This window comes from Enterococcus sp. LJL51, from assembly GCF_049894025.1.
Lineage (GTDB): Bacteria > Bacillota > Bacilli > Lactobacillales > Enterococcaceae > Enterococcus_L.
The window spans coordinates 1-26,071 of the sequence record NZ_JBNEQE010000022.1 but is presented as its reverse complement, the minus strand read 5'-3'; the positions used below and the strand labels follow the sequence as shown (position 1 = coordinate 26,071).

At 40.1% G+C, this 26,071-nt stretch carries 26 protein-coding genes; 20 read left to right on the top strand and 6 right to left on the bottom strand.

Annotated features, from left to right (window positions below; translation table 11 throughout):
- Positions 1–69 precede the first annotated feature (69 nt).
- From ilvB to ACPWSO_RS16095, 6 genes are all read left to right on the top strand, one after another.
- Positions 70–1,758 carry a biosynthetic-type acetolactate synthase large subunit gene (gene ilvB / locus ACPWSO_RS16120; RefSeq protein ID WP_426084614.1) on the top strand — a complete coding sequence of 563 codons (1,689 nt, stop codon included), beginning with the start codon at positions 70–72 and terminating at the stop codon, positions 1,756–1,758.
- A gap of 1 nt (position 1,759) precedes the next feature.
- Entirely contained in the window at positions 1,760–2,245 is a 486-nt protein-coding gene (gene ilvN / locus ACPWSO_RS16115) for an acetolactate synthase small subunit (RefSeq protein WP_426084613.1), read from the top strand.
- Between the two features lie 170 nt (positions 2,246–2,415).
- On the top strand, positions 2,416–3,411 hold the full coding sequence (ilvC, locus tag ACPWSO_RS16110; protein ID WP_426084612.1) for a ketol-acid reductoisomerase: 996 nt from the start codon (positions 2,416–2,418) through the stop codon (positions 3,409–3,411).
- Positions 3,412–3,434: 23 nt separating this feature from the next.
- Positions 3,435–4,691, top strand: coding sequence for a threonine ammonia-lyase IlvA (ilvA, locus tag ACPWSO_RS16105; RefSeq protein ID WP_426084611.1), 1,257 nt, complete (start codon positions 3,435–3,437; stop codon positions 4,689–4,691).
- 337 nt (positions 4,692–5,028) lie between these two features.
- On the top strand, positions 5,029–6,912 hold the full coding sequence (locus tag ACPWSO_RS16100; RefSeq protein WP_426084610.1) for an acyltransferase family protein: 1,884 nt from the start codon (positions 5,029–5,031) through the stop codon (positions 6,910–6,912).
- 116 nt (positions 6,913–7,028) lie between these two features.
- Positions 7,029–8,033: a zinc-binding alcohol dehydrogenase family protein gene (locus ACPWSO_RS16095; RefSeq protein WP_426084609.1), complete on the top strand. Its 1,005-nt coding sequence runs from the start codon at positions 7,029–7,031 to the stop codon at positions 8,031–8,033.
- A gap of 158 nt (positions 8,034–8,191) precedes the next feature.
- On the opposite strand, the gene ACPWSO_RS16090 is transcribed toward ACPWSO_RS16095, so the two are convergent.
- On the bottom strand, positions 8,192–9,007 hold the full coding sequence (locus ACPWSO_RS16090) for an NUDIX hydrolase (protein WP_426084608.1): 816 nt from the start codon (positions 9,005–9,007) through the stop codon (positions 8,192–8,194).
- 353 nt (positions 9,008–9,360) lie between these two features.
- Here ACPWSO_RS16090 and abc-f point away from each other — a divergent pair, with 353 nt between their 5' ends.
- The 4 genes from abc-f (at position 9,361) to ACPWSO_RS16070 (ending at position 12,590) form a co-directional block, all read left to right on the top strand.
- Positions 9,361–10,911 carry a ribosomal protection-like ABC-F family protein gene (gene abc-f, locus ACPWSO_RS16085; protein WP_426084607.1) on the top strand — a complete coding sequence of 517 codons (1,551 nt, stop codon included), beginning with the start codon at positions 9,361–9,363 and terminating at the stop codon, positions 10,909–10,911.
- A 613-nt stretch (positions 10,912–11,524) separates the two neighbouring features.
- Entirely contained in the window at positions 11,525–12,091 is a 567-nt protein-coding gene (locus tag ACPWSO_RS16080) for a TetR/AcrR family transcriptional regulator (protein WP_426084606.1), read from the top strand.
- Positions 12,088–12,336, top strand: a complete 249-nt coding sequence (locus ACPWSO_RS16075) for a zinc ribbon domain-containing protein (RefSeq protein ID WP_426084605.1) — start codon at positions 12,088–12,090, stop codon at positions 12,334–12,336. Before ACPWSO_RS16080 ends, ACPWSO_RS16075 begins: the two co-directional genes overlap by 4 nt.
- Positions 12,336–12,590: a TfoX/Sxy family DNA transformation protein gene (locus ACPWSO_RS16070; protein WP_426084604.1), complete on the top strand. Its 255-nt coding sequence runs from the start codon at positions 12,336–12,338 to the stop codon at positions 12,588–12,590. The genes ACPWSO_RS16075 and ACPWSO_RS16070 overlap by 1 nt, the downstream gene beginning before the upstream one ends.
- A 170-nt stretch (positions 12,591–12,760) precedes the next feature.
- Here ACPWSO_RS16070 and ACPWSO_RS16065 read toward each other — a convergent pair whose 3' ends face one another.
- Together ACPWSO_RS16065 and ACPWSO_RS16060 are read right to left on the bottom strand one after the other, a co-directional pair.
- Positions 12,761–13,336 (bottom strand): GNAT family N-acetyltransferase, encoded by a 576-nt coding sequence (locus tag ACPWSO_RS16065; protein WP_426084603.1) that lies wholly within the window; start codon positions 13,334–13,336, stop codon positions 12,761–12,763.
- 271 nt (positions 13,337–13,607) lie between these two features.
- On the bottom strand, positions 13,608–14,450 hold the full coding sequence (locus ACPWSO_RS16060; RefSeq protein WP_426084602.1) for a MerR family transcriptional regulator: 843 nt from the start codon (positions 14,448–14,450) through the stop codon (positions 13,608–13,610).
- 497 nt (positions 14,451–14,947) lie between these two features.
- Between ACPWSO_RS16060 and ACPWSO_RS16055 the strand changes: the two genes are divergently transcribed.
- The 5 genes from ACPWSO_RS16055 (at position 14,948) to ACPWSO_RS16035 (ending at position 21,222) form a co-directional block, all read left to right on the top strand.
- Positions 14,948–16,372, top strand: coding sequence for a PTS mannitol transporter subunit IICB (locus ACPWSO_RS16055; protein ID WP_426084601.1), 1,425 nt, complete (start codon positions 14,948–14,950; stop codon positions 16,370–16,372).
- A 44-nt stretch (positions 16,373–16,416) separates the two neighbouring features.
- Positions 16,417–18,498 (top strand): BglG family transcription antiterminator, encoded by a 2,082-nt coding sequence (locus ACPWSO_RS16050; RefSeq protein ID WP_426084600.1) that lies wholly within the window; start codon positions 16,417–16,419, stop codon positions 18,496–18,498.
- A gap of 25 nt (positions 18,499–18,523) precedes the next feature.
- On the top strand, positions 18,524–18,955 hold the full coding sequence (locus tag ACPWSO_RS16045) for a PTS sugar transporter subunit IIA (RefSeq protein ID WP_426084599.1): 432 nt from the start codon (positions 18,524–18,526) through the stop codon (positions 18,953–18,955).
- A complete protein-coding gene (locus ACPWSO_RS16040) occupies positions 18,952–20,100 on the top strand; it encodes a mannitol-1-phosphate 5-dehydrogenase (protein ID WP_426084598.1) in 1,149 nt (382 codons plus the stop codon). Before ACPWSO_RS16045 ends, ACPWSO_RS16040 begins: the two co-directional genes overlap by 4 nt.
- 225 nt (positions 20,101–20,325) lie before the next feature.
- Positions 20,326–21,222 carry an alpha/beta hydrolase gene (locus ACPWSO_RS16035; protein WP_426084597.1) on the top strand — a complete coding sequence of 299 codons (897 nt, stop codon included), beginning with the start codon at positions 20,326–20,328 and terminating at the stop codon, positions 21,220–21,222.
- Between the two features lie 44 nt (positions 21,223–21,266).
- Here ACPWSO_RS16035 and ACPWSO_RS16030 read toward each other — a convergent pair whose 3' ends face one another.
- Complete coding sequence (locus ACPWSO_RS16030; RefSeq protein ID WP_426084596.1) at positions 21,267–22,454, bottom strand: toxic anion resistance protein; 1,188 nt, start codon at positions 22,452–22,454, stop codon at positions 21,267–21,269.
- Positions 22,455–22,482: 28 nt separating this feature from the next.
- A complete protein-coding gene (locus ACPWSO_RS16025) occupies positions 22,483–23,133 on the bottom strand; it encodes a 5-bromo-4-chloroindolyl phosphate hydrolysis family protein (protein ID WP_426084595.1) in 651 nt (216 codons plus the stop codon).
- Between the two features lie 263 nt (positions 23,134–23,396).
- Between ACPWSO_RS16025 and ACPWSO_RS16020 the strand changes: the two genes are divergently transcribed.
- Genes ACPWSO_RS16020 through ACPWSO_RS16000 form a run of 5 tightly spaced genes read left to right on the top strand, consistent with a single transcriptional unit; the run spans position 23,397 to position 25,720 of the window.
- Positions 23,397–23,978 (top strand): NUDIX hydrolase, encoded by a 582-nt coding sequence (locus ACPWSO_RS16020; protein ID WP_426084594.1) that lies wholly within the window; start codon positions 23,397–23,399, stop codon positions 23,976–23,978.
- Positions 23,978–24,262, top strand: coding sequence for a cell wall synthase accessory phosphoprotein MacP (gene macP, locus ACPWSO_RS16015; protein ID WP_426084593.1), 285 nt, complete (start codon positions 23,978–23,980; stop codon positions 24,260–24,262). The genes ACPWSO_RS16020 and macP overlap by 1 nt, the downstream gene beginning before the upstream one ends.
- A gap of 16 nt (positions 24,263–24,278) precedes the next feature.
- Positions 24,279–24,971: a 5'-methylthioadenosine/adenosylhomocysteine nucleosidase gene (locus ACPWSO_RS16010; protein ID WP_426084592.1), complete on the top strand. Its 693-nt coding sequence runs from the start codon at positions 24,279–24,281 to the stop codon at positions 24,969–24,971.
- 46 nt (positions 24,972–25,017) lie between these two features.
- Positions 25,018–25,566: a cysteine hydrolase family protein gene (locus ACPWSO_RS16005; RefSeq protein ID WP_426084591.1), complete on the top strand. Its 549-nt coding sequence runs from the start codon at positions 25,018–25,020 to the stop codon at positions 25,564–25,566.
- Entirely contained in the window at positions 25,556–25,720 is a 165-nt protein-coding gene (locus ACPWSO_RS16000) for a hypothetical protein (protein ID WP_426084590.1), read from the top strand. The genes ACPWSO_RS16005 and ACPWSO_RS16000 overlap by 11 nt, the downstream gene beginning before the upstream one ends.
- Positions 25,721–25,745: 25 nt before the next feature.
- Here ACPWSO_RS16000 and ACPWSO_RS15995 read toward each other — a convergent pair.
- Positions 25,746–26,071, bottom strand: a 326-nt coding sequence (locus ACPWSO_RS15995; RefSeq protein WP_426084589.1) for a transposase, incomplete at its 5' end; no start/stop codon positions are given.

Genomic DNA, 26,071 nt, shown 5'->3' with positions numbered 1-26,071 from the left:
TAATCAAAGAGGATTGGCTTTAGCCAGCAAATAAAGGAGCTATAGAATCAAAAGTTAGGAGGAACGCGTATGACAAATGCAAAGAGCGGTTCAAAAATATTGATTGATGCGCTGCTTCGTCAGAATGTAGAAATGATTTTCGGGTATCCGGGAGGCGCAGTCCTCCCGCTCTATGATGCCTTGTATGATGGAGAGATGCCGCATATATTAACACGGCATGAACAAGGAGCTGTACATGCCGCGGAGGGATATGCAAAGGCAACTGGCAAGCCGGGAGTTGTAGTGGTGACAAGCGGACCAGGTGCTACAAATGCAGTCACAGGAATTGCGGATGCAATGAGTGATTCGGTTCCCCTCGTGGTATTCACCGGACAGGTAACGACTAATGGTATTGGTAAAGACGCCTTTCAGGAAGCTGACGTGGTAGGAATTACGATGCCGATCACTAAAAATAATTATCAGGTAAGAGATACGAGCGAGCTGCCGAGAATCATTGATGAAGCTTTTCATATTGCTTCTACAGGAAGAAAAGGACCAGTAGTAATTGATTTGCCTAAGGATATGACAATTATTGAATCAGATGCCGAGCACCCGCCTGCATTAGCACTGCCAAGCTATCAGCCGACAGTCTTTCCTAATAAGCTTCAGGTTAAAAAGCTGATGGAGGAGCTGAAGGAAGCGAAGAAGCCGCTTGTATTAGCGGGAGCGGGTGTAGTTCAAGCGAATGCTAGTGAAGAATTAACCGCGTTTGTTGAAAAGCACAAGCTGCCTGTATTAAGTACGCTACTTGGTTTGGGTGCAGTACCTTCTGAGCATGAGCTGTTTTTGGGAATGGGTGGTATGCATGGTTCCTTTGCGGCGAATATGGCACTGACAGATTGTGATTTGCTGATCAACATTGGTTCGAGGTTTGACGACCGCCTAGCAAGTGCGCCGCAGGAATTTGTTCCGAATGCAGTAGTTGCTCATATTGATATTGACCCAGCTGAAATCGGTAAAATAATTGAAACCAAGATTCCGATAGTTGCCGATGCAAAGGAAACATTGAAGGAAATGCTGACTTATGAGCTGTGTGAAAACGGAGACTGCTGGTCAGACTGGCGGAAAATCAATCAGTCAAGGAAGAAATTGCATCCATTTAAATATGACGCAGAACAACAGAAAGAAATCAAACCGCAAAAGGTAATTGAGTACATCGGAAAACTGACAGCTGGTGAAGCAATCGTGGTAACAGATGTTGGACAGCACCAGATGTGGACAGCACAGTTCTATCCATTTAAAAATGAAAAGCAGTTCATTACGAGCGGTGGTTTGGGAACGATGGGGTATGGTATACCGGCAGCGATTGGCGCCAAGCTGGGCTGTCGCGAAAAAGAGGTTGTCCTGTTTGTTGGAGACGGCGGGTTTCAAATGACGAATCAGGAGCTGGCAATTTTAAATGACTACGATTTGCCAATTAAGATTGTTCTCTTGAATAATCAATCGCTGGGAATGGTCCGACAGTGGCAGGAAAGCTTCTTTAACGAACGGCGGTCGGAGTCTGTATTTGCCAGTCAGCCGGACTTTGTTAAGCTGGCTGAAGCTTATGGAATTTCTGCTGTTCGCATTACTGATCCGCAAAAGGTCGAAGCAGATCTGACCGAAGCATTTAAAGAAAAAGGTCCGATACTGATTGAAGTAGCAGTATCACAAACTGAACATGTACTGCCAATGGTGCCGGCAGGCAAACCAAATTATCAGATGATGGGAGTGGACTAAGATGAGACGAATTATAACAGCTGCAGTTCATAATAATTCAGGTGTCCTGAATCGTTTCAGTGGTGTTCTGACCAGGCGTCAGGTAAATATCGACAGTATTTCAGTAGGACCTACAGAGCAAAGCAATATCTCTAGAATAACGATTATTGTGCAAGTGGAAGATCTCAATGAAAGTGAGCAGATAACCAAACAGTTGAACAAGCAGATTGATGTGATTAAGGTTTCCGACATCACTGATGAACCACATCTGGAAAGAGAGCTGGCTTTGATTAAGCTAAATGCGCCGGCTGCTGTTCGTTCAGAGCTTTTCTCAGTCATTGATCCATTTAGAGCCAATGTCATCGATGTGGGCACAAAAACAGTAGTCATTCAGGTAACTGGTACCAGTGAGAAGATTAGCGCCTTTGTTGATGTTGTTGCTCCTTATGGGATAAAGCAGCTGGCAAGAACAGGTGTGACAGGATTTACCAGAGGGAATAATAGCTGAAGGAGAGACCGACAGCTAGCCGCAAAAAAATATATTTTCACTTTACTAATAACGTCTGGCATTACAAATTCCGCTTGCTGAATAGATAAGAAGGTTGTAAAACAATCTTTCACAAAAAGGCAGCTAAATTTGGATTGCTTTTCTAATAAAAATATGGAGGGTTTATGATTATGGCAAAAGTATATTACAATGATTCAGTTGAAAAAAATGTGTTGGAAGGAAAAACAGTAGCAATTGTGGGCTATGGCTCTCAAGGACATGCTCATGCTCAGAACCTGAGGGATAATGGTAATCAGGTAGTTATCGGAATTAGAGAAGGAAAATCAGCTGAAGCAGCTAGAAATGACGGCTTCGAAGTACTGCCGGTTGGAGAAGCTGCTAAAAAGGCACAGGTTGTCATGATTTTAGCTCCCGATGAAATTCAAGGTGCGTTGTATGAAAATGAAATTGCACCAAATCTGGCAGCAGGAGATGCACTGGCTTTCGCTCATGGTTTTAATATCCATTTTGATGTAATCAAGCCTCCCAAAGATGTTGATGTCTTTCTGGTTGCTCCTAAAGGACCCGGACATCTGGTTCGCCGGACATTTACGGAAGGATTTGCTGTACCTGCTTTATTTGCTGTTTATCAGGACGCAACAGGAACTGCATCAGATGTCGCTCTTTCTTATGCCAAAGGAATTGGAGCTACTCGTGTAGGTGTTCTGGAAACAACCTTTAAAGAAGAAACTGAAACAGATCTTTTCGGAGAGCAGGCTGTTTTATGCGGAGGCTTGACTAGCTTGATTGAAGCGGGCTTTGAAACACTGACAGAAGCTGGATACCAGCCTGAGCTGGCTTACTTCGAGGTATGTCATGAACTGAAGCTGATTGTCGACCTAATCTACGAAGGAGGCTTCGAGAAGATGCGTCATTCTATCTCTAATACGGCGGAATATGGCGATTATGTATCTGGACCTAGAGTAGTAACAGAGCAGGCAAAAGCAAATATGAAAGATGTTCTGACTGATATCCAAAACGGGAATTTTGCTAAAGGCTTTGTGGATGACAATAAGAACGGCTTCAAGGAATTTTATAAAATGAGAGAAGAAAACGCCGGACATCCGATTGAAAAAGTTGGTGCAGAGCTTAGAAAAATGATGCCCTTTGTTTCAAGAAATGACTAATTGTTCGTTAATGAGGTGAAATGATGGCAAAGCTCACAAAAGAAAAAATAGAAGACGCATATGGACTACTTAGCAAAGTAGTGATGAAGACGCCGCTGCAGTATGATGTATACCTGTCACAGAAATATCAGTGCAGTGTATATTTAAAGAGAGAAGATTTGCAAAAGGTACGCTCATTCAAACTTCGAGGCGCGTATTATGCGATTTCGCAAATTGCACCTGAAACGTTAGCGAATGGTGTTGTATGCGCCAGTGCGGGAAATCATGCTCAAGGAGTGGCTTACACCTGTCAGGAAATGAAGGTTTCTGCAACGATTTTCATGCCGACAACTACACCTCAGCAAAAAATTACTCAGGTTCAGTTTTTTGGTGGAAATGAAGTAACAATCCAATTGGTAGGAGATACCTTTGATGCCTCGGCGGCAGCAGCAAAAGCATTTGCTTTAAAGAACGGTCAAACGTTCATTGATCCTTTTGATGATTTGGATATCATGGCAGGGCAGGGAACGGTGGCTGTAGAAATCTTTAACAAGGCACGGGAAGAAGACATTCAAGTGGATTACTTGATTGCTGCGATTGGCGGCGGCGGTTTAATTAGCGGAACAGGCGTCTATACTAAAAGCGTCAGTCCTGTAACTGCTGTAATCGGAGTAGAGCCTAAAGGTGCTCAGTCGATGAAAGCGGCCTTTGATTTAGGAGAGCCAATTGAATTATCTCAGGTTGAGAAATTTGTCGATGGTGCAGCAGTAAAAAAAGTTGGCGGGAAAACATACGCTCACGCAGTGGAATCAGTCGATGAGTTGTTGGCGGTTGACGAAGGTCAGGTATGTTCAACAATTTTAGAGCTATACTCCAAACAGGCGATTGTAGCAGAACCAGCGGGTGCACTGAGCGTTGCGGCACTTGAACAGATGAAAGACACAATTAAAGGGAAAAATGTCGTTTGTATCATTAGCGGCGGAAATAATGATATTAATCGAATGGCTGAAATTGAAGAGCGTTCGCTGATATTCGAAGGACTGAAACATTATTTTGTAATTAACTTCCCTCAGCGTCCGGGAGCGTTGAGAGAGTTTGTAAATGATGTTTTGGGACCTGCTGATGATATTACACGGTTTGAGTATACCAAGAAAGTGAACCGGGGAACTGGACCGGTTATCTTAGGGATTTTGCTAAAAAATCCAGAAGATTTGGCTAAACTTACTGAAAAGCTGAATGAATTCGATCCAACTTACATTGATTTAAGTCAAAATCCTTCACTGTATACGTTATTGGTTTAAATGTTCCAAAAGAAAATGCAGAATCATAAAAAAGACTCGTGAAATATATATAATATTTTTCGAGTTTTTTTGTTATTTAAAAATATAAACATAAAATTAAATTTCATGAAATTTAACAGTTCCTAGGAAAAAGAAAAATATCAAATTCGGTAAAAATTTTTTTAGTTGAAAATTTATTTTCAGCTACTATAAGAATTTGTAAAATTTTTAAGAAAATCGTAAAACTATTCTTGCCATTTCTATAGAAAGGACGTATATTTAATTTATTGCTTTAAAAAGCATCTAAAAATTAAAAATAACCTTTATAAAAATAGATTATAGTAAAGTTGGTATATAGATGGAACAGAAACAAAGGCTGAAAAACAGCCGTTATATCACTGGTTTCGATGGCATTCGAACACTTGCAGTTGTCGGGGTTATCCTCTATCACTTATTTCCTCCTATCATGAGTGGAGGCTATCTGGGGGTCCCGATATTTTTTACTCTTTCGGGCTATTTAATCACCGATTTACTTCGCCAGGAATGGCTTCAAAATAATGAGATAGATGTTAAAGGATTTTACATACGAAGGATGAAGCGACTCTATCCAGGACTAATTTTTATGCTTATCTCCACATCCGCTTACATCGCTCTGTTTCAGAGGGATCTGCTCAATAATCTTCGGGGCGTTGTAGCCAGCAGCATGTTATATTATAACAACTGGTGGCAAATATTTCACGGTTTTTCCTACTTTGATCGTTTCGCAACACAATCACCGTTTACCCATATCTGGTCTCTGGCTGTAGAGGCTCAAAACTACCTAATCTGGCCACTCATATTTATTCTTTTAAAGAAATATTTAAAGAACAGAGTAAAAATTACCACAGCAATTTTCGGTGCAGCACTTGGTTCGGCGCTGTTAATGGCTATCTTATACACACCAGGCGCAGATCCTACAAGAGTCTATTATGGAACGGATACGCGATTGTTTTCAATACTGCTGGGCAGCGGGCTAGCATTCGTCTGGCCGACCTTTCGATTAAAAAAAGAAATACCTGAAAAAGCTCGTTATCTTTTGAATATCGTTGGAGGTGTTTCACTGGCGGCAGTTATTCTTTCGTTTATCTTCTTAGCAGACCATTATACCTTTGTCTACAGAGGAGGCATGCTGCTGGTTACTGTATTTGCCACATTACTTGTTGCAATCACTGCTCATCCAGGCGCAGATGTCAATAAGTGGCTGACAAATCCAGTCTTCACCTGGATTGGCAAACGGAGTTATGGCATTTATCTGTATCAGTTTCCAGTGATGATTTTCTACGAAGCAAAAATAAAAAATATTAGCGAACATCTGATTATTCACTCGCTGATTGAACTAGCGTTGATTTTAGGTATTAGTGAACTCTCTTATCGATTTATTGAAAAGCCCCTTGGCAAGTTCTATTACAAATATATCTGGTACGCTCTGAAGGATTTGGTGAAAAGACCATGGATTACTATTCCTAAAGCTACTTTTCTAATTGGCACAGTTTTATTTGGTTTTGCAGTATATGGCTGGGTTGAAGCACCGGTTAATTATGTGACGGCGGAACAAAAGCAGCTTCAAGAAACCATTGCCAATAATAAGAAGAAGGCGGAAGAACGAAAGCAAGCAGAAAAAGATAAGACAGCAAGCTCTTCCAGCAGCGAAGCAGAACCTGTAGATCCGACGCATTATGGACTAACCGAGGACGAATGGAACCAGGCCCAGGCTCTAGAGGTAACAGCATTTGGTGATTCTGTTATTTTGGACGGCGCGGCTGACCTGCAGGCGATTTTTCCTAAGATGATTGTAGATGGCGAAGTTGGACGGCAGCTGTATAGCAGCGAGGAACCACTGGAAAAATTGAAGACGGACAATCAGCTGAAGGAGACTGTCTTAATCGGTTTGGGAACAAATGGCTCTTTTACCGAAGATCAATTTGATAATCTAATGAAAATTATTGGAGAAGAGCGACAAGTCTTTTGGCTGAACGTTCGGGTACCAACGAGGCGTTGGCAAAATGAAGTCAATGCCATGCTTGAATCCATGACAAACAAATACAAAAATCTGACAATTATTGATTGGTATAGTCTTAGTAAAGATCATGACGAATGGTTCTACGAAGATTTAGTCCATCCTAATATAGATGGTCAGGTGGAATACGCCCAGCTGATTGCTAAAAGTCTAGTAGCTGGCAGTCAAGCCAAGCAGGACAAATAAAATAAAACGCACTTATTCTGTAGCTGTTCTAAAACCAGCACAAAATAAGTGCGTTTTTTTTCATTTCAGCGTACTCTTATCAGTAAGAGCTTGAATTATTGTGAGGAGGAAAAGTTATGAAGACGATGAAAGCTGTTGTATTAAGAGAAACCAATCAGGAAAATCATTTTGAAGATGGATTACTGGCTGTTCCAGAGCTGCAAAACCCTAAGGATGTATTAATTGAAGTGAAGGCTGTATCAGTGAATCCTATTGACACAAAGACGGCAAAACAAAAGATAGATAATGACTATCGGATTTTGGGCTGGGATGGTGCGGGAATTGTGAAGGAGACTGGAGCAGAAGTCACTTCTTTTAAAATCGGAGATGAGGTTTTTTATGCTGGAGACTTTAGTAGAGCCGGCAGCAATAGTCAGTATCAGTTAGTGGATGAAAGACTGATAGCTAAAAAGCCCAAAAACCTTAGCTTTGAGGAGAGTGGCGCAATTCCTTTAACTGGTTTGACTGCGTGGGAATCTCTTTATGATCGTTTAGGAATTAGTGAAGCAGACAAAGGTAAACAAATTCTGATTATTAACGGAGCCGGAGGCGTAGGTTCAATAGCTATTCAGCTGGCAAAAAAAGCTGGATTACAGGTAATTACTACAGCTTCCAGAGAAGAAACAATGACTTGGGTTCAAAATATGGGTGCCGATTTTGTCATTAATCATCGGAATGCTCTTTCAGATGAGTTGGAAAAAATAGGCATTAGAGAAGTACCATATATTTTATGTTTGTATAATACTAGTATGTATTGGCAGGAGATTGCAAAGATAATTCAGCCCCAAGGGAAAATATGCTCTATCGTTGATGGCGGAAGCCCGGTTGATTTAGATTTGCTGAAAAATAAAAGCGTGACATTCAGCTGGGAGTTCATGTTTACCCGGTCCCTCTACCAAACCGCAGATATGAGTCGTCAAGGTGAAATATTGAAGCAGCTGGCTGAGCTGTATGACTCGCATGAATTGGAAAGCACTGTAACGGAGTCTATTCAGCCGATAAATGCAGAAAATTTGGAGAAGGCACATCAGCTGGTAGGAAGGGGTAAAATGGTTGGCAAGCTTGTACTAAGCGGGTGGTAAAAGGAGCAAACTAAGTAATAGAAAAAAGTGATGGGGATATAACTCAATGAGTTATACCCCATCACTTGGAATCTGGATAAATGGTGGGTGCAGAAGCAACCTCTTCGGAAATAAACACTTCTGCCCATCCTCGCTTTAAAGTCAAATTTTACCGACATCTAGTCATCCAGCTTTAATTTATAAATCTTTGAAGGACGGCCAATCCCAACAGGACGTTCACCAATCTCTTCAAAATATTGAAGCATGGCCTTTTTAAAGTTGGAATGATCGATGGACTTGTAGTCCACCCCTAAAAATTTGGCAAATACTTTACGTGCTTCTGTTATTGTAAAGTCCTTTCCTAAAACCTGCAGCACCTGCGGTTCATGCTCCATCTTGTTAGCTACTCGATTAAAGGCCTTTAAAAGAATCTCACTATGGTCAAAGGCTAACAGATGATGATCACTGGCACTTGAATCGTTTAGGTCAAGGGTTATTTCGGCTTCTCCGTTTGCCAAAAGCAGCTTGCTTCCCACCCGCTGCATAGTGAACCAGCTGACTTCTTTCGCATCGTCTCCGGCAATCAATGGTTCTTCACCGATAAACGCCAGATAGCTGACCGTTACAACCCAGCCGCGGGGATCACGATTAGGTGTACTAAAAGTATGGAGCTGTTCAATATTCTGTTTAGAGATTACGACGCCGGTTTCTTCCTTTGTTTCTCTCAGAACACTTTCGCCTGTGGATTCATTCGGCATAACAAATCCGCCTGGCAGTGCCCATGAGTTTCTATAGGGGTGACCTTTTCGCTTAATTAGAAGCAGCTTTAACTGATCCTCTTCTTTGTTATAGCACATCAAAACAATATCAACTGTCAATGAAGGCTTTTCATACTCAGGATGATCCTGCTGGTGATACCACTTTAAGAACTCTACTTCACTGGCTATCTGCTCATAATATTGGCGTTCTTCTTTTTTAGAAGCAAAGTGAGACAAAAGCACTCATCCTTTCTATATTAATGGTAATAGTAATTTTTACTTTATTGTATCACGAAGAAGAATAAAAACAACTATAGGCAGAAAGTATTGAAAAAATAAAAGAAATTTGTTAGACTATGGTTAATGTTAAGAAAGGGAAAGGTATTCAGACTATGCGTATTACATCTACTATTCAATAATTTAATACAATTATTAAATTCTGTAGTGGATGAGTGTGCCTAAATAGTCATGACAAAATATCTTTCGTTATTCAAAGCCGGACCTAGGGTTTATTTTGGTTGGTTTTTGAGTGTTCGTTATATTTAGGTCAATAAGGCATCTTCTTCAGGATTGAAGGAGGTTTTTTTGTTATGTCAATAGAATTAAAAAATATAAAAATGTACTTTGGAGATAAGGATTTGTTTACAATCGACCATTTGGTAATTCCTGATGGAAGTAGAGTGGGAATTGTAGGAGACAACGGTTCAGGAAAAACAACACTCTTTTCTCTTATAAAAGGCGAAATTGAACCAAACCAAGGGCAAGTGTTCTGTAGTGACCAGACAGCGTCTATTGAACAGTTGATTGATACTGAAACAACAGATAGCGGCGGTGAACAGACAAAACGGCGAATACAAGAGGCGCTGAAATCACCTACCAATATTTTGCTTGCTGATGAGCCGACGAACCATTTAGATAAAAAAGGAATTGCCTTTTTAGAAAAGAAACTAAAGCGATATGCAGGAACACTGCTGGTTATCTCTCACAATCGTTCTTTTTTGAATAAGGTTGTTAATAAAATTTTAGCAATAGAAAATGGTAGAGTGAAGCTGTATGAAGGAAACTACGATACGTATTTCGCTCAGAAAAAAATTGAAGAGACAGAGCAACAGAGAGCATATGATAGCTATCAACAGGAAAGGCGGCGGTTAACTCAGTCAGTCGGTGTGGTGCAGGAAAAGAGCCGCCAGACTAGAAAAGCACCAAAGCGTATGGGAAATTCTGAGGCAAGACTTCATAAAATGGGAGATCAGAGAGCGAAAAAAAACTTAGATGATCGGGCAAAAATTATGGAAACTCGTTTAGCCAAGCTGGAAAAAGTAGATAAGCCAATTGAGAAAAAACAGCTGATTATTCCGTTTTCTCCTGCTCAGAAGCTGCATACAGCATATCCCTTGACCGCTGAGGGCTACAATTTGACAGCAGGAAATAAAGAACTTCTAAAAACAGCTGCTTTTCGTTTGGAAACAGGTTCTAAAACAGCTTTAATAGGAGTGAATGGTTCAGGAAAAACGACTCTGCTTAAAGAAATTCTCAATAGAGGACAAGGGATTACTTTTGCGAAAGGTGTTCGTATCGGTTATTTTAGTCAAACCTTTGAAACCTTGAACGAAGAAAAGACAATCTTTGAATCCGTAAGTGAGTCTTCTATGCATAGTGATCAGTCGGTTCGGGATTTACTGGCTCATATGCAATTCCTTGGAAATGCTGTGTTTAAAAAAATTGGTGTATTAAGCGGCGGTGAGCGAAGCAAAGTAGCAATCAGCAAGCTTTTGTTAAGCGATTATAATCTGCTGTTGCTGGATGAGCCAACCAACCATTTGGATATTTCTTCGATTGAGGTTTTAGAAGAAGCATTAAATGTATATCAAGGGACAATTCTCTTTGTTTCTCATGACGATACCTTTATCCGTAATGTAGCTACTGAAACCTGGCTGATTTCAGGGAAAGATATTCAGTCTGAGCAGGATCAAAACCGTTTGAGCGAATTAGAAGAGCAGGAGAAACAGCAAAAGCTGCTGCTGGAGAACCGTAAAACGGTGATAATTAGTAGACTGAGTTCGGCAGACGAGCTGGAAAAACGAAGGCTTGAAGAAGAATTTCAAGAGGTTTTAAAAAAATTAAAGAAAATGAACAGCTGATTTTAAAAGATTGATTTAGATCGATAAGTATAGAGGAGTATCCTCAATTGGATTTCCAAATAGGTATTCAAATCAACTAAATCTTGCGTTTTTATCAGATTAAGTAAGTAGTAGTTTTATCTGATAAAAATAATTTTTGAATAGCTGAGGTTATGACAAAAGTGTTCAGCTTCGAGAAATAAGAAGAATAATCCGAAAATAGTTTCTCATATTTTTGAGATTATTCGGCTTATTTCCGAGAAAGCTGCTTTTGGAATACCGTTTATTCGGTTTTAGGGATGTCAAAAGTCTGGGATTTTGTTTATGTCCCAGACTTTTTTTAGAATCCACCGCAATAGGTAAAATAGTAATCTTTAAGCAGGCTAAAAATATAATTGACAGAAAATCTAGAAAGTTATAAACTGACTATGTAGTCAGTTCGTGATAAGGGATAAAAGAGTGTAGAATTTTTATAGTTGTAAAATCGGTCATATCAAAGATTACCCAAGGAAACATTTGACTAGTATCTAGCTTCACGAGCCAGCTATTTTGGGAACACCGTTTATTCGGATTCTAGATAAGGCAGAGTTCAATCATTTAGTTATGTCCCACTGACTTTCTAATTGGAGGAAATATGAAAAGAGCAGAAAAAAAAGCAATGACTCGAAAGAAAATATTAGCTGCAGCTACTGTTTTATATGGTAAAAAGGGCTTTGTTGAGGTATCAATTGAAGAGATTAGCCGCCAGGCAGAAGTTGGCAAAGGAACGGTTTTTCTGCATTTTGTCAATCAGGACAGATTGATGGAAGAAGTGATTTCTCAACTACTAAAGGATTTTGATTATCAAATGCAGACCGGTATGATAGCCTCATTGGAGGACTATCTGTTTCTTCATCTATCTGTTTTAGAACAATATGAAGATTTATATGTTTATTTCATTACTCAACGGCTGCTGCTGAATCAAGAGGTTAGCTATTTGTATGTAAGTATTCAAGCTGCCTTTGCTCATCATTTTGAACGAGCAGTCAATGATACACTTAGCCTGCCGTTGGCGGTGCTTTTTACAAACTGGTTAGGGTTTATTCACTATTATCTGGAAAACCGTGATTTATTTGGTGGAAAAAATATCATAAAAAGAAATAAGGCCTATTGGATTGAACAATTTCTGACATTAGTTTACAAAGGAGGAATAAAAAAATGAAACATTGTATTGCCTGTGGCATGCCGATGCGAAATAAAGCAGACTTTGCCGCTTCCGATATGACAAAAGAGTATTGTGTCTATTGTGAAAAAGAAGATGGAACGATGAAAAATTTTTCTGAAATGGTAGCTGGGATGACTGATTTTATTGTTGCTACACAAGGTTTAGATCGAAAGGCTGCAGAGAAAGCCGCTGTCTATCAATTAGGACAGCTGCCGCATTGGCAGAGTAAGGAGGAACTGTGATGAAGCTGGAGGAAGCACAGGGAATTGGACCAGTAACTGTAGAAAAGCTCAGTCAGGTTGGCATTGATACATTGGAGGAACTGGAAGAGAAGGGGAGTATGGCGGCATTTCTCTTAGTACGGGAACAAGTAGATAAAGGCGCCTGTCTATCTTTTCTTTATGGGTTAGAAGGGGCGATTCAAAAAAAGAGAAGTAAAGAGCTCTCTAAAGAAACGAAGGAAGATTTACGTCTTTTTTATCATTCACTGGAGTAGCCAGCTTTTTGAGTCATTGAATGTAAATAAGTTGAGAGGCAGATTACTTCCGTCGCTGTTTGTCACTTATCTCAAATATTTGAAGCATAAACAAGCTTTGAAACATCGTTTATTCAACTTTCAGCATACTAAAAGTCTGGGAATATAGTTATATCTCAGGCTCCTTTTTTCTATAGGAAAGACTTAGTTAAAATAGCTGTTTCCTCCACACCGTAATCCCCATTTTCATAAAGAGCGGCGTACTCTTCCCGTAAAAAAGCAGACATTTTTTTCTCAGTTTTTTTAAAACCAGCCTTTCCATATGCTTTAAGTGCCCAAGTATTTTTAATTGAAGGGGCGATGATTATTTGTTTACTGCCGATTGTCTGATTCAGATAGTCACTAAGTACATTTAAGGCATCAACACCAAATCCTTTGCCGCAATTTACCTCACAATTCATCCAAATATCGAGTTCTGCAAGTGCTGGTTTTAAATGAAAAGTAGAGTAGCTAATATAGCCAATGGCTTCATCAGCATTTAGAATAAGAAAGCCCTGACCATCACTAGGTCTGGTTCCAGTAAAAAAATAGTCTTCATAATAAGCAGTGCAAAATTCTTCATAAGTCGGAATTTCTTTTTCTGGATAATCAGGTGGTCCGCTATGGAATTTCGTTGTTTCTGAATGAAAGCACCAGTCATATACTTTCGCCCTATCCGTCAGTGCAGCAGGGATTAAGCAAATTTTTTTACCCTGTAACATAGTCATTTCTCCTCCATAGTTAATCAGATAGTGCTTATTTGTAAATTTGAGTAGTCAGCATAATCTGCTATTTCATTATATCAAACAAAAAAGAAACTAAAATTAAAGTATAAACCAATTAATTTTTTGTTAGCAAGGGGAGTATAAAATTTTTATAGTTGTAAGCTAGGTGATATCAGGAAATAGTGAGAGAGCTGTCCAGGTAATGTCCAGCTTCTCCAGCAAGCTCTCTTCAACATTAAATCAAGTCGGCCGCCTCATGATAAGATAAAAGGCATTATGCGCTGGACTCACCATAATACGTCAAAATAGCTTTGGCGATAAACACAGTAATTCCAGTACCATATTGCGCTTCAGTTGCCTGATTTTGCTGAGAAGGATCTAGGTACCCCTTCGCCAGCTCTAAAAGTAAGCGTCTAGCATTTATCAGTTTGAAAAAATTTTTATAGTTTTCGGCCAGCTTTATGACAGCCTTTTCGGCCAAAGCTGAATTATTTGTATCCATCGCTAAAGAGAATTGAGCATAAATTTGGTTGATGGCTTCTTTTTGCTTTTGCAGCGACTGGGTACTCTCTGATCTTTGTAGGCTAGTCTCTAGAGCTTTTGATTTGCTGCCGTAAAGCTGAACAAAGCGGGAGCTTAATTGACCATCCTTTTTAAACTCCGCTAATAAAAAGCTGCGGTATTCTGTAAGACTGCCGAATTTACTGATAATTAATTTTTCATCAGTAACTTTTAGTGAATGAGTAATAAGTTTAGTAAAATCCTCCTCGTTAAATGCTTCGAAATCCATCGTCCTCACCCCTGCCATTACATCGGAAATTAGTTCAATAAGACCATTTAGCCGGTTTCTTTTAGCCTCCAATAGAATTTTTTGTGCAGCTAAGGCAGCGTCACTGTTAAAATCCGGATTGCTGAGGATTCTTTTAATCTCTGTTAATGGAATATCAAGTTCCTTAAAAAACATAATACGCTGCAGCTGTTGGACAGAACAATCATCATATAAGCGATAGCCGGCTTTCGAAAGCTTCACAGGCTTCAGCAGGTCAATTTCATCATAATAGCGCAGTGTACGAATACTTACCCCGGTTAATTCTGCTACTTCTTTGACAGTTTTCATTTATATTCCTCCTCACGAATCCAGCATAAGCCCTCACGCTGCGTCAGGGTCAATAACCTATCAGAAAAAATACTGAAATTCTCTTTTTATTGTGATTATATCATGAGGAATGCAAGCCTATAGCAAGCACTATATTTCTCGAGCTGCTCCAAGTATGAGTGTTTGTCAAAACCTCATGGACTTATTACTTGAGAGCTGAATGAACTCGTTCAGCTTTTCTAAACTGCATAACTTTTCTAGGATTATCCTCATATTTATTATAGAAGATGGACTGTTAAAACTACATAAAGAATAGTTTGGTAGTAGTCACAGGTCCATTACAGGTTTTGTCCATTATCGGGTGACAAAACTGTCTTTTCATTTCCTTGTGAATAGGATAGACAGCGTTTACAATGAAGTTGACAGCAAGAGCTGGTCACGAAAAAATTCGGCTGCGCAGCCAAAAAGAAATGCTTTTAAAAACTAAGGACTTTTCAAAATATGAGGAGGAAAAAGTCATGGAACAAACACAGGGGAATATGAAAGTGAAGATCCAGCAGTTCGGCAGCTTCTTAAGTGGAATGATTATGCCGAATATTGGAGCATTTATTGCGTGGGGAATTTTAACAGCTTTATTTATTCCGACCGGCTGGATGCCAAATGAACAGCTGAACGAGATTACTGGACCAACAATCAATTATTTATTACCAATTCTGATTGGATTTACCGGCGGACGGCTGGTTTATGATATTCGCGGTGGTGTCGTCGGCGCAATGGTAACGATGGGTGTAATTACAGGGGCGAACATTCCAATGTTCTTAGGAGCAATGATTGTTGGTCCGGCGGGTGCCTTTTGTATTAAAAAGTTTGATGAGCTGGTTGATGGAAAAATCAAACCGGGATTCGAAATGCTGGTCAACAACTTTTCTGCAGGTATTTTATCTTCTGTTTTAGCTATTCTAGCATTTTTAGTTGTTGGACCTGCTGTAGAAGGCTTGAACACTGCTTTGGCTTCCGGCGTTAGCTTTTTGATTGAGCATTCACTACTGCCTGTAGCAAGCGTATTTATTGAACCGGCTAAGGTTTTGTTTTTAAATAATGCCATCAATCACGGAGTAATCAGCCCAATCGCTATTGAACAGGCTGCGGAGACAGGTAAATCACTGTTGTTCCTGCTGGAAGCAAATCCTGGACCAGGGCTAGGAATTTTATTGGCTTATACATTGTTTGGTAAAGGCTCTGCAAGACAGACAGCACCAGGTGCGATTATCATTCATTTCCTTGGAGGGATTCATGAGATTTATTTCCCTTATATCTTAATGAAGCCTGCACTAATTTTATCAGCAATTGCCGGCGGTATGACAGGTGTTTTAACCTTATCAATTTTCAATTCAGGACTAGTAGCTCCTGCTTCACCGGGAAGTATCTTTGCTATTTTGGCAATGACGCCTCGTGATGGCTACTTAGGAGTAATTCTAGCGATTGCAGCAGCAACTGCTGTATCATTCGGAATTTCCAGTTTAATTTTAAAAACGTCAAAAGAGTCTGCTGAAGACTTAGAAACAGCAACGGAAAAAGTAAGTGCTCTGAAAGGAAAACAAATAGTTACTCAGAACATTACTGCGAAAGAAGAAGCTGCGGACCACGGGGCTGCTTTGACTAATGTACAAAAAATTATTTTTGCTTGCGACGCAGGCATGGGATCGAGCGCAATGGGGGCTTCAGTATTAAGAAATAAGGTGAAGAAAGCCGGGCTTTCCATTGAGGTAGTGAATTCTGCGATTGCTCAGCTGCCGACGGATGCCGATATTGTTGTTACACATAAGGATTTGACATCGAGAGCAATGGAGAAATTGCCTAACGCTTATCATGTTTCAGTTGAAAATTTCTTAAATGGTGATCAATACGACCAGCTGGTAGAAAAGCTTATCGGACAAGGGTAGCAGCCTGATTCAGTTAGTCTCAAGAAAAAAAGGAGGAAGCAGCTATGTATCTTTCAGCAAGAGCTCGACTTATTTTGGAGCAATTTCTTAATCATGCGCTCCCAGTGTCTCTTAAGCAGCTGGCTCGAGAACTGAACGTCAGCGAGCGCACTGTTCGCCGTGATATGAAAGAGGTGGAGGATACACTGCACTCCTATGACTTACAGTTAAATAAAGAAAATGGCCTGATGAGAATAGATGGCACAGAAAAGGCAATTCAAAATTTTCGTTGGTATCTGATGGATCTTTCCTATAACGAATACAGTCCGGAGGAGCGTCAGCTAAGAATTTTAAAAGCACTTGTGCAGGAAGAAGATGTTGTTAAGCTGGTAGGTTTAGCGAATGATTTAAACGTAACAGTTTCGACAGTAAGCGGCGATTTGACTAAAATTGAAGAGCAGCTTCCAGCTGGAGTGGTTATCGAACGAAAACGAGGCTCTGGAGTATCCTTGAAGGCTGGAGAAATTGAGCGGCGCCATCTAATGAGTGGAATCGTTGGTGATCAGTTTCCTAATTACCAGCTGCTTAAATATTTTCAGGAAAAGGAAAAAAGTGAGACAACATCGGTTTGGATCGAAGAACGTCTGCTCAATCTGTTGGATGAACAGGTTTTAAAGAAAGTAGAAGCACGAATCCGCAGCTGGCGGGAAAACGAACTGCCGGAAATCAGTGATGAAGCTTATATGAATTTAATCGTTCATCTGGCGATTGCAGCAGAACGTATTATTAATGGCAGCTTTGTCAAGGATAGCCAAGCTGCGGAGCTAACCGGCACAGCGGAATATGAGACAGCAGCCCGGCTGCTGGGAGAGATTTTAGAAATCGACAAAGAAGTTGTACCAGAAGGGGAAGCCGTTTATGCGGCAATGTATTTGCGGGGACTGAAGAGCAGCAAAGCAGATCAAAAGCTTATTGAAAATGAAGATATTCAAGTAATGTTATTTGCCAAAGAGCTGATTGCCGGAGTTGAGGCAGAGCTGGATAAACAGCTGCCCCAGGAGCAGCTGTTTAAAGGACTGATTTCTCATTTAAAACCAACTATAAGAAGATTACAGCAGCATATGCGAATATATAATCCCTTAATACATTCAATCAAGCAGGACTACCCTGAGCTTTTTCAAATTATTCGCCGAGTGTTTGATCAGCTGTATCAGGGAGAAATAGCTCCAGATGAAGAAATCGGCTATCTAGTTTTACATTTTGGCGCAGTTCTGCTGCAGATGGAAAGTGAGAACCTGTTTTCAGGACTAGTTGTTTGCGCCAGCGGGATTGGGACTTCAAGAATGCTGGTAACACGCTTAAAGCAAAAGATTCCTCAATTGAAAGAGCTTCAGACGGTTTCACTATTTGAACTGACAAGAAAACGGCGTGAAAAAGAGGTAGATATCATTATCTCCACAATTGACTTGGGAAAGGTAGATTTTGATTATTTCCTTGTTTCACCGATTTTGTCAGAACAGGAAATCACACAAATTGATTTATATCTGAAAAGTATTCGTCATGAACCAGAGAAGCGAGCTGCTAAAGATATGACAGCCTCTCAAATCACTATAGCGGAAGCTGTTGACCTGCTTGAAGAACGGCAGCTTTACCACGAGGTTGTCCTTTCAATGTTAAAGAATTTCAACTATGGTTCTTTGGAGGGACAATTGGGAAACACGGAAGATATACTACGGGCAGTATGCACACAGCTTCTGGAAAAAGATCCAACAATAAATGTCGAACTGTTGATTGGACTGCTGATGAAGGAAAATTGGAGCGGATTTGGGATTCCTAACACTAGGATTGCAATGTTTCATGGACGTGATGAAATGATTCGACAGCCCTTTTTTCAAGTCTTTCAGCTTTCTGAGTCGCTAACAGTAAAAGGAATGGATCAGTCTGACATGCAGGTGAATAAGCTGATTCTGCTTTTAGCTCCGGAAAAGTATTCTCAGCAAGGACTAAAAGTTATGAGCTACATTAGCACGTTATTTGTGGATGATCCTCAGCTTGTTGAGGTTTTGGAAGGGAAAGAAGAGAAAGAGATATCCAACTATTTTGTTCAGAAGTTAATGGACTTTTTAACACTAAGGACAGAAGAATAAATAGTCATTTGGAGGTAAGAAATAGATGAAATTAAGAGAGCAAGACGTACAGTTAAATCAAACATTTGAAAATAAAATAGAAGCAATCACTGCAGCCGGCAAATTATTAGAAGAAAGAGGTTACGTAACAGAGGCCTACATACCAAAAATGATTGAGAGAGACGAGATGACCTCAACATTTATTGGAAATATGGTTGCTATCCCCCATGGAACAGAGGATAGCAAAAATGATATTTTGCAATCAGGAATTGTTGTGATGCAGGTGCCTGAAGGCGTAGAATTTGATAGCCATCCAGTTAAGCTAATCATAGGTATAGCAGGAGCGGAGAATGAACATTTGGAGCTGCTATCAGAAATTGCAATGGTTTGCTCTGAAATGGAGAATGTCGAAAAACTAATTAATGCCCAAAGTGAAGAAACGATTATTTCGCTTTTTGAAGGTGGTGTAGCAGTATGAAAAAGGCTGTCCACTTTGGTGCAGGAAATATTGGACGCGGCTTCATCGGCTGGCTGCTGTCGAATGCCGGCTATAACGTTATCTTTGCAGATGTGAACCAGCAGATTGTAGACGCAATTAATGATAAAAGAGAATATCGGGTGATTCTGGCAAACGAACAGCAGGAGAGCTTTCTAATTGAACACGTTTCGGCTCTAAGCAGTATTTCTGATGAAACACAGCTGATTCGTGAGATTGCTGCAGCAGAAATTTTAACGACGGCAGTTGGTCCGACAATTTTACCACGATTGGCTGATACGATTGCTAAGGGGATTCGCTTAAGGAGTGTGGCAGAAAAGCCGCTTACTGTGATTGCATGTGAAAATATGATTGGCGGTTCAGCTCTACTAAAGGCTGAGGTATATAAGAAGCTGTCAAAAGAAGAGCAGCGGTACGCAGATGAATTTGTGGCATTTCCTAACTCAGCAGTAGACCGCATTGTACCAGATCAGCAGCATGATGATTTATTAACTGTGACAGTTGAACCTTTTTATGAATGGGTGGTGGAGGAGCTTCCCAACACGGCATCTGCACCTAAAATAGCTGGGATGACATATGTTCCAGATTTAACGCCTTATATTGAAAGAAAGCTGTTCACCGTGAACACGGGGCATGCAGTAACTGCTTATTTTGGCTATATTAAAAACATTGATTCTATTGAGGACGCCATCCATAATGAAAAAGTACTATTTATTGTTCGAAGTGCATTAGAGGAAACCGGAGCCTTACTGGAAAAGAAATTCCAGTTTTCTCACAAAGATCATCAAGAGTATATTGATAAAATAATTGACCGTTTTAAAAACCCATATGTATCTGATTATGTTACACGGGTTGGACGTTCGCCAATCAGAAAAATTGGCGAAAATGACCGCTTTATTCAGCCGGCCCGCCAATTTGTAGAAGCCTTTAATGAAACGCCAAAAGCATTAGCGATAGCAATTGCTGCTGCTTTGAAGTTTGAGAATCCTTCAGATGAGGAAGCCTGCGCATTACAGCAGGCTATCGAAGAAAGCGGACTTGATGCTACAATCGAACAATACACGGGGTTGAAGCCCTATACTAAGCTGTTTGAGAAGGTTAGAGACTCTTATCATGAATTAGTGTAGTTGAATAAAATAAAGAAGATGTTAAGAAAAAGATGAGCCGGGTAAAAATTGGAAAAGCAATTTTTACTTGGCTCTTTTTATTTGGAGAATCTGATTTGTACTGACCCCATAAATGGGAAGGTTTTCTGTTAGTTAGCCGTATGCTTTCAAAAAATGGATAGGCGGATTCAAATATGGTGGAAAGCTATTCTTGTGGTAAAATAAGAACAAAAAAGGAGGAAACTCATGCCTAGTACAGCTGCTATAGAAGCAAGTAAAAAGATGATGGAAAGCAAAGATCTAGACGAGATTTTGTACACCCCTCTGGAGGAACAGCGGAAACAATGGGAGGATTCCTGTAAGAATGTGGAGCTGCCGGAAGGTATGAGAGCAGTTCCGGAAATAATTGTCGGATTAGAGACGGAGTGGCTGATTCCAAAAGATACACAGGAAAATCAAGTCATTGTATATTTTCACGGGGGAGGCCTAAACCAGGGCTCTATTATTACCCATCGTAAGCTGGGGACGTATGTTGCCGTACATACCAATCGAAAGGTATTGCTTTTTAACTATCCGCTAGCGCCTGAGCATCCTTATCCGGCAGCAGTGGAGGCGTCAGGGAAGCTCTATCAGGGATTATTGGAAAAAGGCTATTTACCGCAAAACATCATTTTTGGCAGCGATTCTTCGGGGAGTACTTTGTCATTAGCAACGATGCTGCGCCTAAAAACCCAAAAGGCAGAATTGCCAAAAGCCTCCTTTCATTTTTCACCGATGATTGACTATAGCTTATCTGGCAAATCTATCGATGAGAATAAAGAAAAAGATCCTCAGCTTTTTAAAGAGGATTTGGAGTTGACTGCGGATTATTACTGCAGCTCAGAGCTGCGTAAAGCATCAGATGTGTCGCCGTTATTTGGTACCTTTGAAGGTTTCCCGCCAATATTGATCCACGTGGGAAGTGATGAGCTGTTATGGAGTGATGGTGAACGTCTTGCTGAAAAAATGAAAGCAGCCGGCGTTCAGACAGAATATAAGAAGTGGGAAGGACTTTGGCATGTTTTTCAGTCAAAAGCTGCCACTGTTCCAGAAGCAAAGTCATCATTAGTGGAAATGGCTGATTTTCTTAATCATATAATCTAAAAAAAGACCTGTTCCTTTTAAAAAAGAGGTACAGGTCTTTTTGCTTATTGTGTTAGTTCTAAAAGCTTGTTCTTCAAGTCTTCTTCCATATTGCCTAATTCGATTTCAGCAGCACGGCGTTTTTCTTTTCCTTCCTGCTGAATACGAAGTGTTTCCTGAATTGTTTCAACCAGATCATTTTGAGTTTTCTGTAGTGTTTCGATATCCACAATCCCCCGTTCGTTTTCTTTGGCAGTTTCAATAGCAGAAATCTTCAGCATCTCAGAGTTTTTCTTCAATAGGTCATTGGTTGTTTCAGAGACCTGACGCTGAGCAGTTACTGCATCCTTTTGACGAAGCAAGGTCAGTGCAATAACTACTTGGTTTTTCCATAATGGAATCGCAGTATTAATGGATGCTTGAATTTTTTCAGCGAGTGCTTGATTTGTATTTTGAATCAAGCGGATTTGAGGTGCCTGCTGAATTGTGATCTGCCGAGCTAAGCGCAAATCATGGGTTCTCTTGTCCAGACGGTCAAGAAACTGTGTATAGTCATTAGCAATTTGCACGTCCATCTGATCGCCGGTTTCTTCCGCTTTTTTCATCGCTTCCGGAATTGTTTTTAAGTTTAGTTCCTCAATTTTCAATTCTCCGGCAGCAATGTAGATATTTAAGGCATCAAAATAGTCTTTGTTCTTGTTGTAAAGCTGTTCCAGCATTAGATTATCTTTCAAAAGACCTTCCTTTTCACGGTCTAGCTTGACAGCAATCTTATCAATCTGTGCACCAATTTTTTGATATTTTGCAGTGATTTCAAAAATTGACTGTTTTACCTTGCCAAACATTTTTTGAAAAATATTTCCTTCTCCAGCACGAAGCTCATCAGGGTTTGCTTCATTCAGACGGTACATTAAATCCGTCAGAGAATCGCCAATCGGACCGATGTCTTGAGCCTGTACATGATTCAGCATAGACTGAGAGAATTCGCTAAGCTTGTTTTGAGCATTAGAGCCGTAAGTGATTACAGCCTGTGAATCCTGAATATCAATTTTTGAAGCCAGTTCTTGAGCCTGACGCTTCCGATCTTCCGGCAGCTTATCAACCAAACGGACTGCCGCCTGCTGGTCACGCAGTGCCGATATCTCATTTTGCTGCGTAGTTGTTAATGTATCGATTGGTGTAGAGAACGGATTATTTAATAAATCATCTAATGCGTTGTCTACGGATACGGTTTCTTTTTGTTTATTATCCATCCATATAACCTCCTGTGTAAGTAGCTATTTATTCGCTACCATTATTATCTCTTTTCAAACTGTTTTTAGCAATCGAAATCTCAACATCTAAATCTTCCAAATCTTCAGCTACAAACTGTTCATAATCCTTTTTAATCAGCTTGGACACTTGGTCGATAATCTGAGCACTCTCCTCTAGTTTTTCATACGCCTGTTTACTCTTGATTTCGTGACTGTCAATTTCCAAATACTTGTCAGTCAGGTCTACTAGATTCGGCAAATGAGTATAGAGAAAATGATTGGCAGAATGAAGCTTAGTTGGATTTTTTACCAATTCCTTGAACATAGCTTTTGCTACCCGCAAGGTATCATTCCGCAAATCGATTGCTTTTAGTTTTGTTGAACGGTTGATGTTTTCCTGAAGCTTTTCAACTTGACGTTTGGTTGTGTTCATGGTGTCGCGGAAAAACATGATTTCGTTGTCGCTCATTCCTAGCTGTTCATAGTGCTCTTCTTTTGCTTTTGTCAGATTCGGCAGTGCCGGCGCAGCTTTATCTTTTTTACGTCCGACAAAAAGAGTTATGAGGATAGCTGCTACTAAAAGAAACGCAATCAATTCGATATTGATATAGGTGAAGTTGACAAGAACAGCAGCTAAAACTATATAAGCGATTATTTGTAAAATTTTTCTTCCAATCATATGAATACCCTCCATTTTCTAATCAAAAGATTTCTCTCTTGCTACATAAGTCATTTTAACACAATCCCTATTAGAAAAAATATCCGTCCTAAGGTTGATTTTGATATTTACAAAAAACATAAGAAACAGCGAAAAAAGTTTATTATTATGGAAAATATGGTATTTTTTAAGAAAGTTGTAAATCTGGGCGGTATCATCTAAAATAATGAAGAGCTCGTCCACAGCAGCAGAATATGCTGAACTACTGAAAGCAGGGTGAAAACATGTTGAATTATGAGGATTTTGAAGAAAAAACAATAACGAGACAGGAGATATTTAAAGGTCATATTATAGAAGTTGTTGTTGATGATGTCCGTTTACCAGATGGATCAACAGGAAAAAGAGAACTGGTTTTTCATCCGGGCGGTGTAGCAGTCATTCCAATTACAGCTGATAATAAAATGGTTATGGTTAAACAATTCCGCAAGCCTCTGGAAAAAGTTATTTTAGAAATTCCAGCCGGAAAGATTGACCCGGGTGAACAAAATCATCCTATAGAAACAGCCAAACGGGAGCTTGAAGAAGAAACGGCTTATCGAGCAGAAAAACTGATTCCAATAACAGGAATGTATGTATCTCCGGGCTTCGCTGACGAGATTCTTCATATTTTCTATGCAGAAAATCTTGAAAAGGTGGAAAATCCGCTGCCTCAGGATGAGGATGAAGTGATTGAATTGTACGAGCTGACTTTAGAAGAAGCAAAACAAGAGGTTGCCAATGGCTTGATTTGTGATGCCAAGACATTGTTTGCTGTTCAATATTGGGAATTAATGGAATTAAAGAAAAATGCTAAGGAGGCACACTGATGGGAAAAGGTCCGTTAATTACTCGGACAGAGCTGCGTAAGCGCAAGGCAGCTGCTGAAGCTGAGCTGGAGCAGCGCCAGGAGCGTGCTGAACAAGAGTATCAGGAAAAGGAAAAAGAAATTTCTGATTTTTATAGAAAAGAACGGAAAAAAAGTCAGGAGATCGTTAAGACGCGTTCAGGAGAACAAAACAAAATTAGACAGCGAAGTACAACACTGACGAAGGCAATTATTATTGTTGCTGTACTTTTAGTGATTGTTATGCTGATTGTATTGAATTTGTAGAAATGAGGAATAATAAATGAAAATCGGTATTATTGGTGCGATGGATCAGGAAATTGAAGAACTGAAAAAAGTATTAGTAGAAAAGAAATCATGGGAACGGGCGGGTGCGGTTTTTGTTTCAGGTTCACTTGGCAATCACGAGGTAATCGTTGTGCGTTCAGGTATCGGCAAGGTCTTGTCTACTGTAACTACGGTGCTGCTTATTCAGGAGTATGGTGTTAACATGGTTATCAATACAGGCTCTGCCGGGGGAATTGGCGCAGGCTTGGCTGTAGGGGATATTGTTATTGCAGATAAACTGGCATATTTTGATGTTGATGTTACAGGCTTTGGCTATGAAAAAGGACAGCTGCCGGGAATGCCGTTATATTATGAGTGCAGCACGTATTTAAAAGCCGAAATGAAAAAAGCAGTTGAAAAGATTGGCTTACCTGTACAGCATGGACTAATCGTAACTGGGGATTCCTTTGTAAATGGAAGGGAAAAAACCGCTGGGATACTTAAGGATTTTCCAGAAGCCTTGGCTTGTGAAATGGAAGGGGCAGCTATTGCTCAAGCGGCAGCTCAGTTCAATATTCCCTTTTTAGTCGTTCGTGCAATTAGCGATACGGCTGACCATGAAGCTACACAGTCCTTCGATGAGTTTATTATAGAAGCTGGAAAGAAATCTGCTGAGATGGTTATCCAGTTTGTTAGACATTTGGTATAAAAACAGGTAATGGCTGGGACACTAATGAAACAAAGGAGTGAAGAGAATGAAAGCATTAATTTCTATCGATTACACTAATGATTTTGTTGCTGCTGATGGTGCTTTGACAACAGGAGAACCAGGACAGGCGATTGAGGAAGCTTTAGTAGAGATTACCAGAACCTTTACAGAGAACGGCGACTTCGTCATATATGGTATAGACAGACATGACAAGGATGACGCTTATCATCCGGAAAGTAAGCTGTTTCCCCCACATAATCTTGCAGGGACAAAGGGCCGGGAGTTATTTGGCGGCTTAAAACCACTATACGAAGAAACAAAAAATCAGGAGAACGTTTATTGGATTGATAAACGGCACTATTCCGCTTTTAGTGGTACAGATTTGGATATTCGGCTGCGGGAACGCCAAATCACGGAAATACATTTGACAGGAGTCTGTACGGATATTTGTGTTTTGCATACAGCTGTAGATGCTTATAATCTAGGCTATCAACTGGTGATTCATAAATCTGCTGTAGCAAGCTTTGATCAGGCTGGGCACGAATGGGCATTGCGGCATTTTGCTAATACATTAGGCGCGGAAATTGTCGACTAAAGATAAAGAAGTCTTAGGTACTGAAGGTCAGAAGAGGGAGTGGGACATAAATGAAGCATCCGCTCTTGCTGCTCCTGAAAGACAAAAAGACGGTGCTCAAAAAGCTGCATTTTCTAAAGAAGAATGTGAGCCTGCGGTTGCTCGTCGCAATTAAGTGCCAGTATAGATTGTCTCACCGTTTATTCGGATTTCCACATACTAAAAGAGACTGGGACATAATCCACTCTCAAAAAGAAAACAAGCTCGATTTTGATGATGAATGTCAAAATCGGACTTGTTTTTTCTTCTTCCCTTCTCTTTCTCTCCATATATTTCCCTAATTTTCTTAGATTTAGTGCCATGAGAGCCAAACCAACATCAATCTTCGCTCCTTGTTTCCCACGTAAATGGAAACGATGGAACGCCAAATGAGCCTTTAGATGCCCAAACACTGGTTCTACATCGATTTTCCGTTGTCGATAAATCGAACCTGTTTTTTCATCTGAAAGCTTCTTCTTGCATTCTG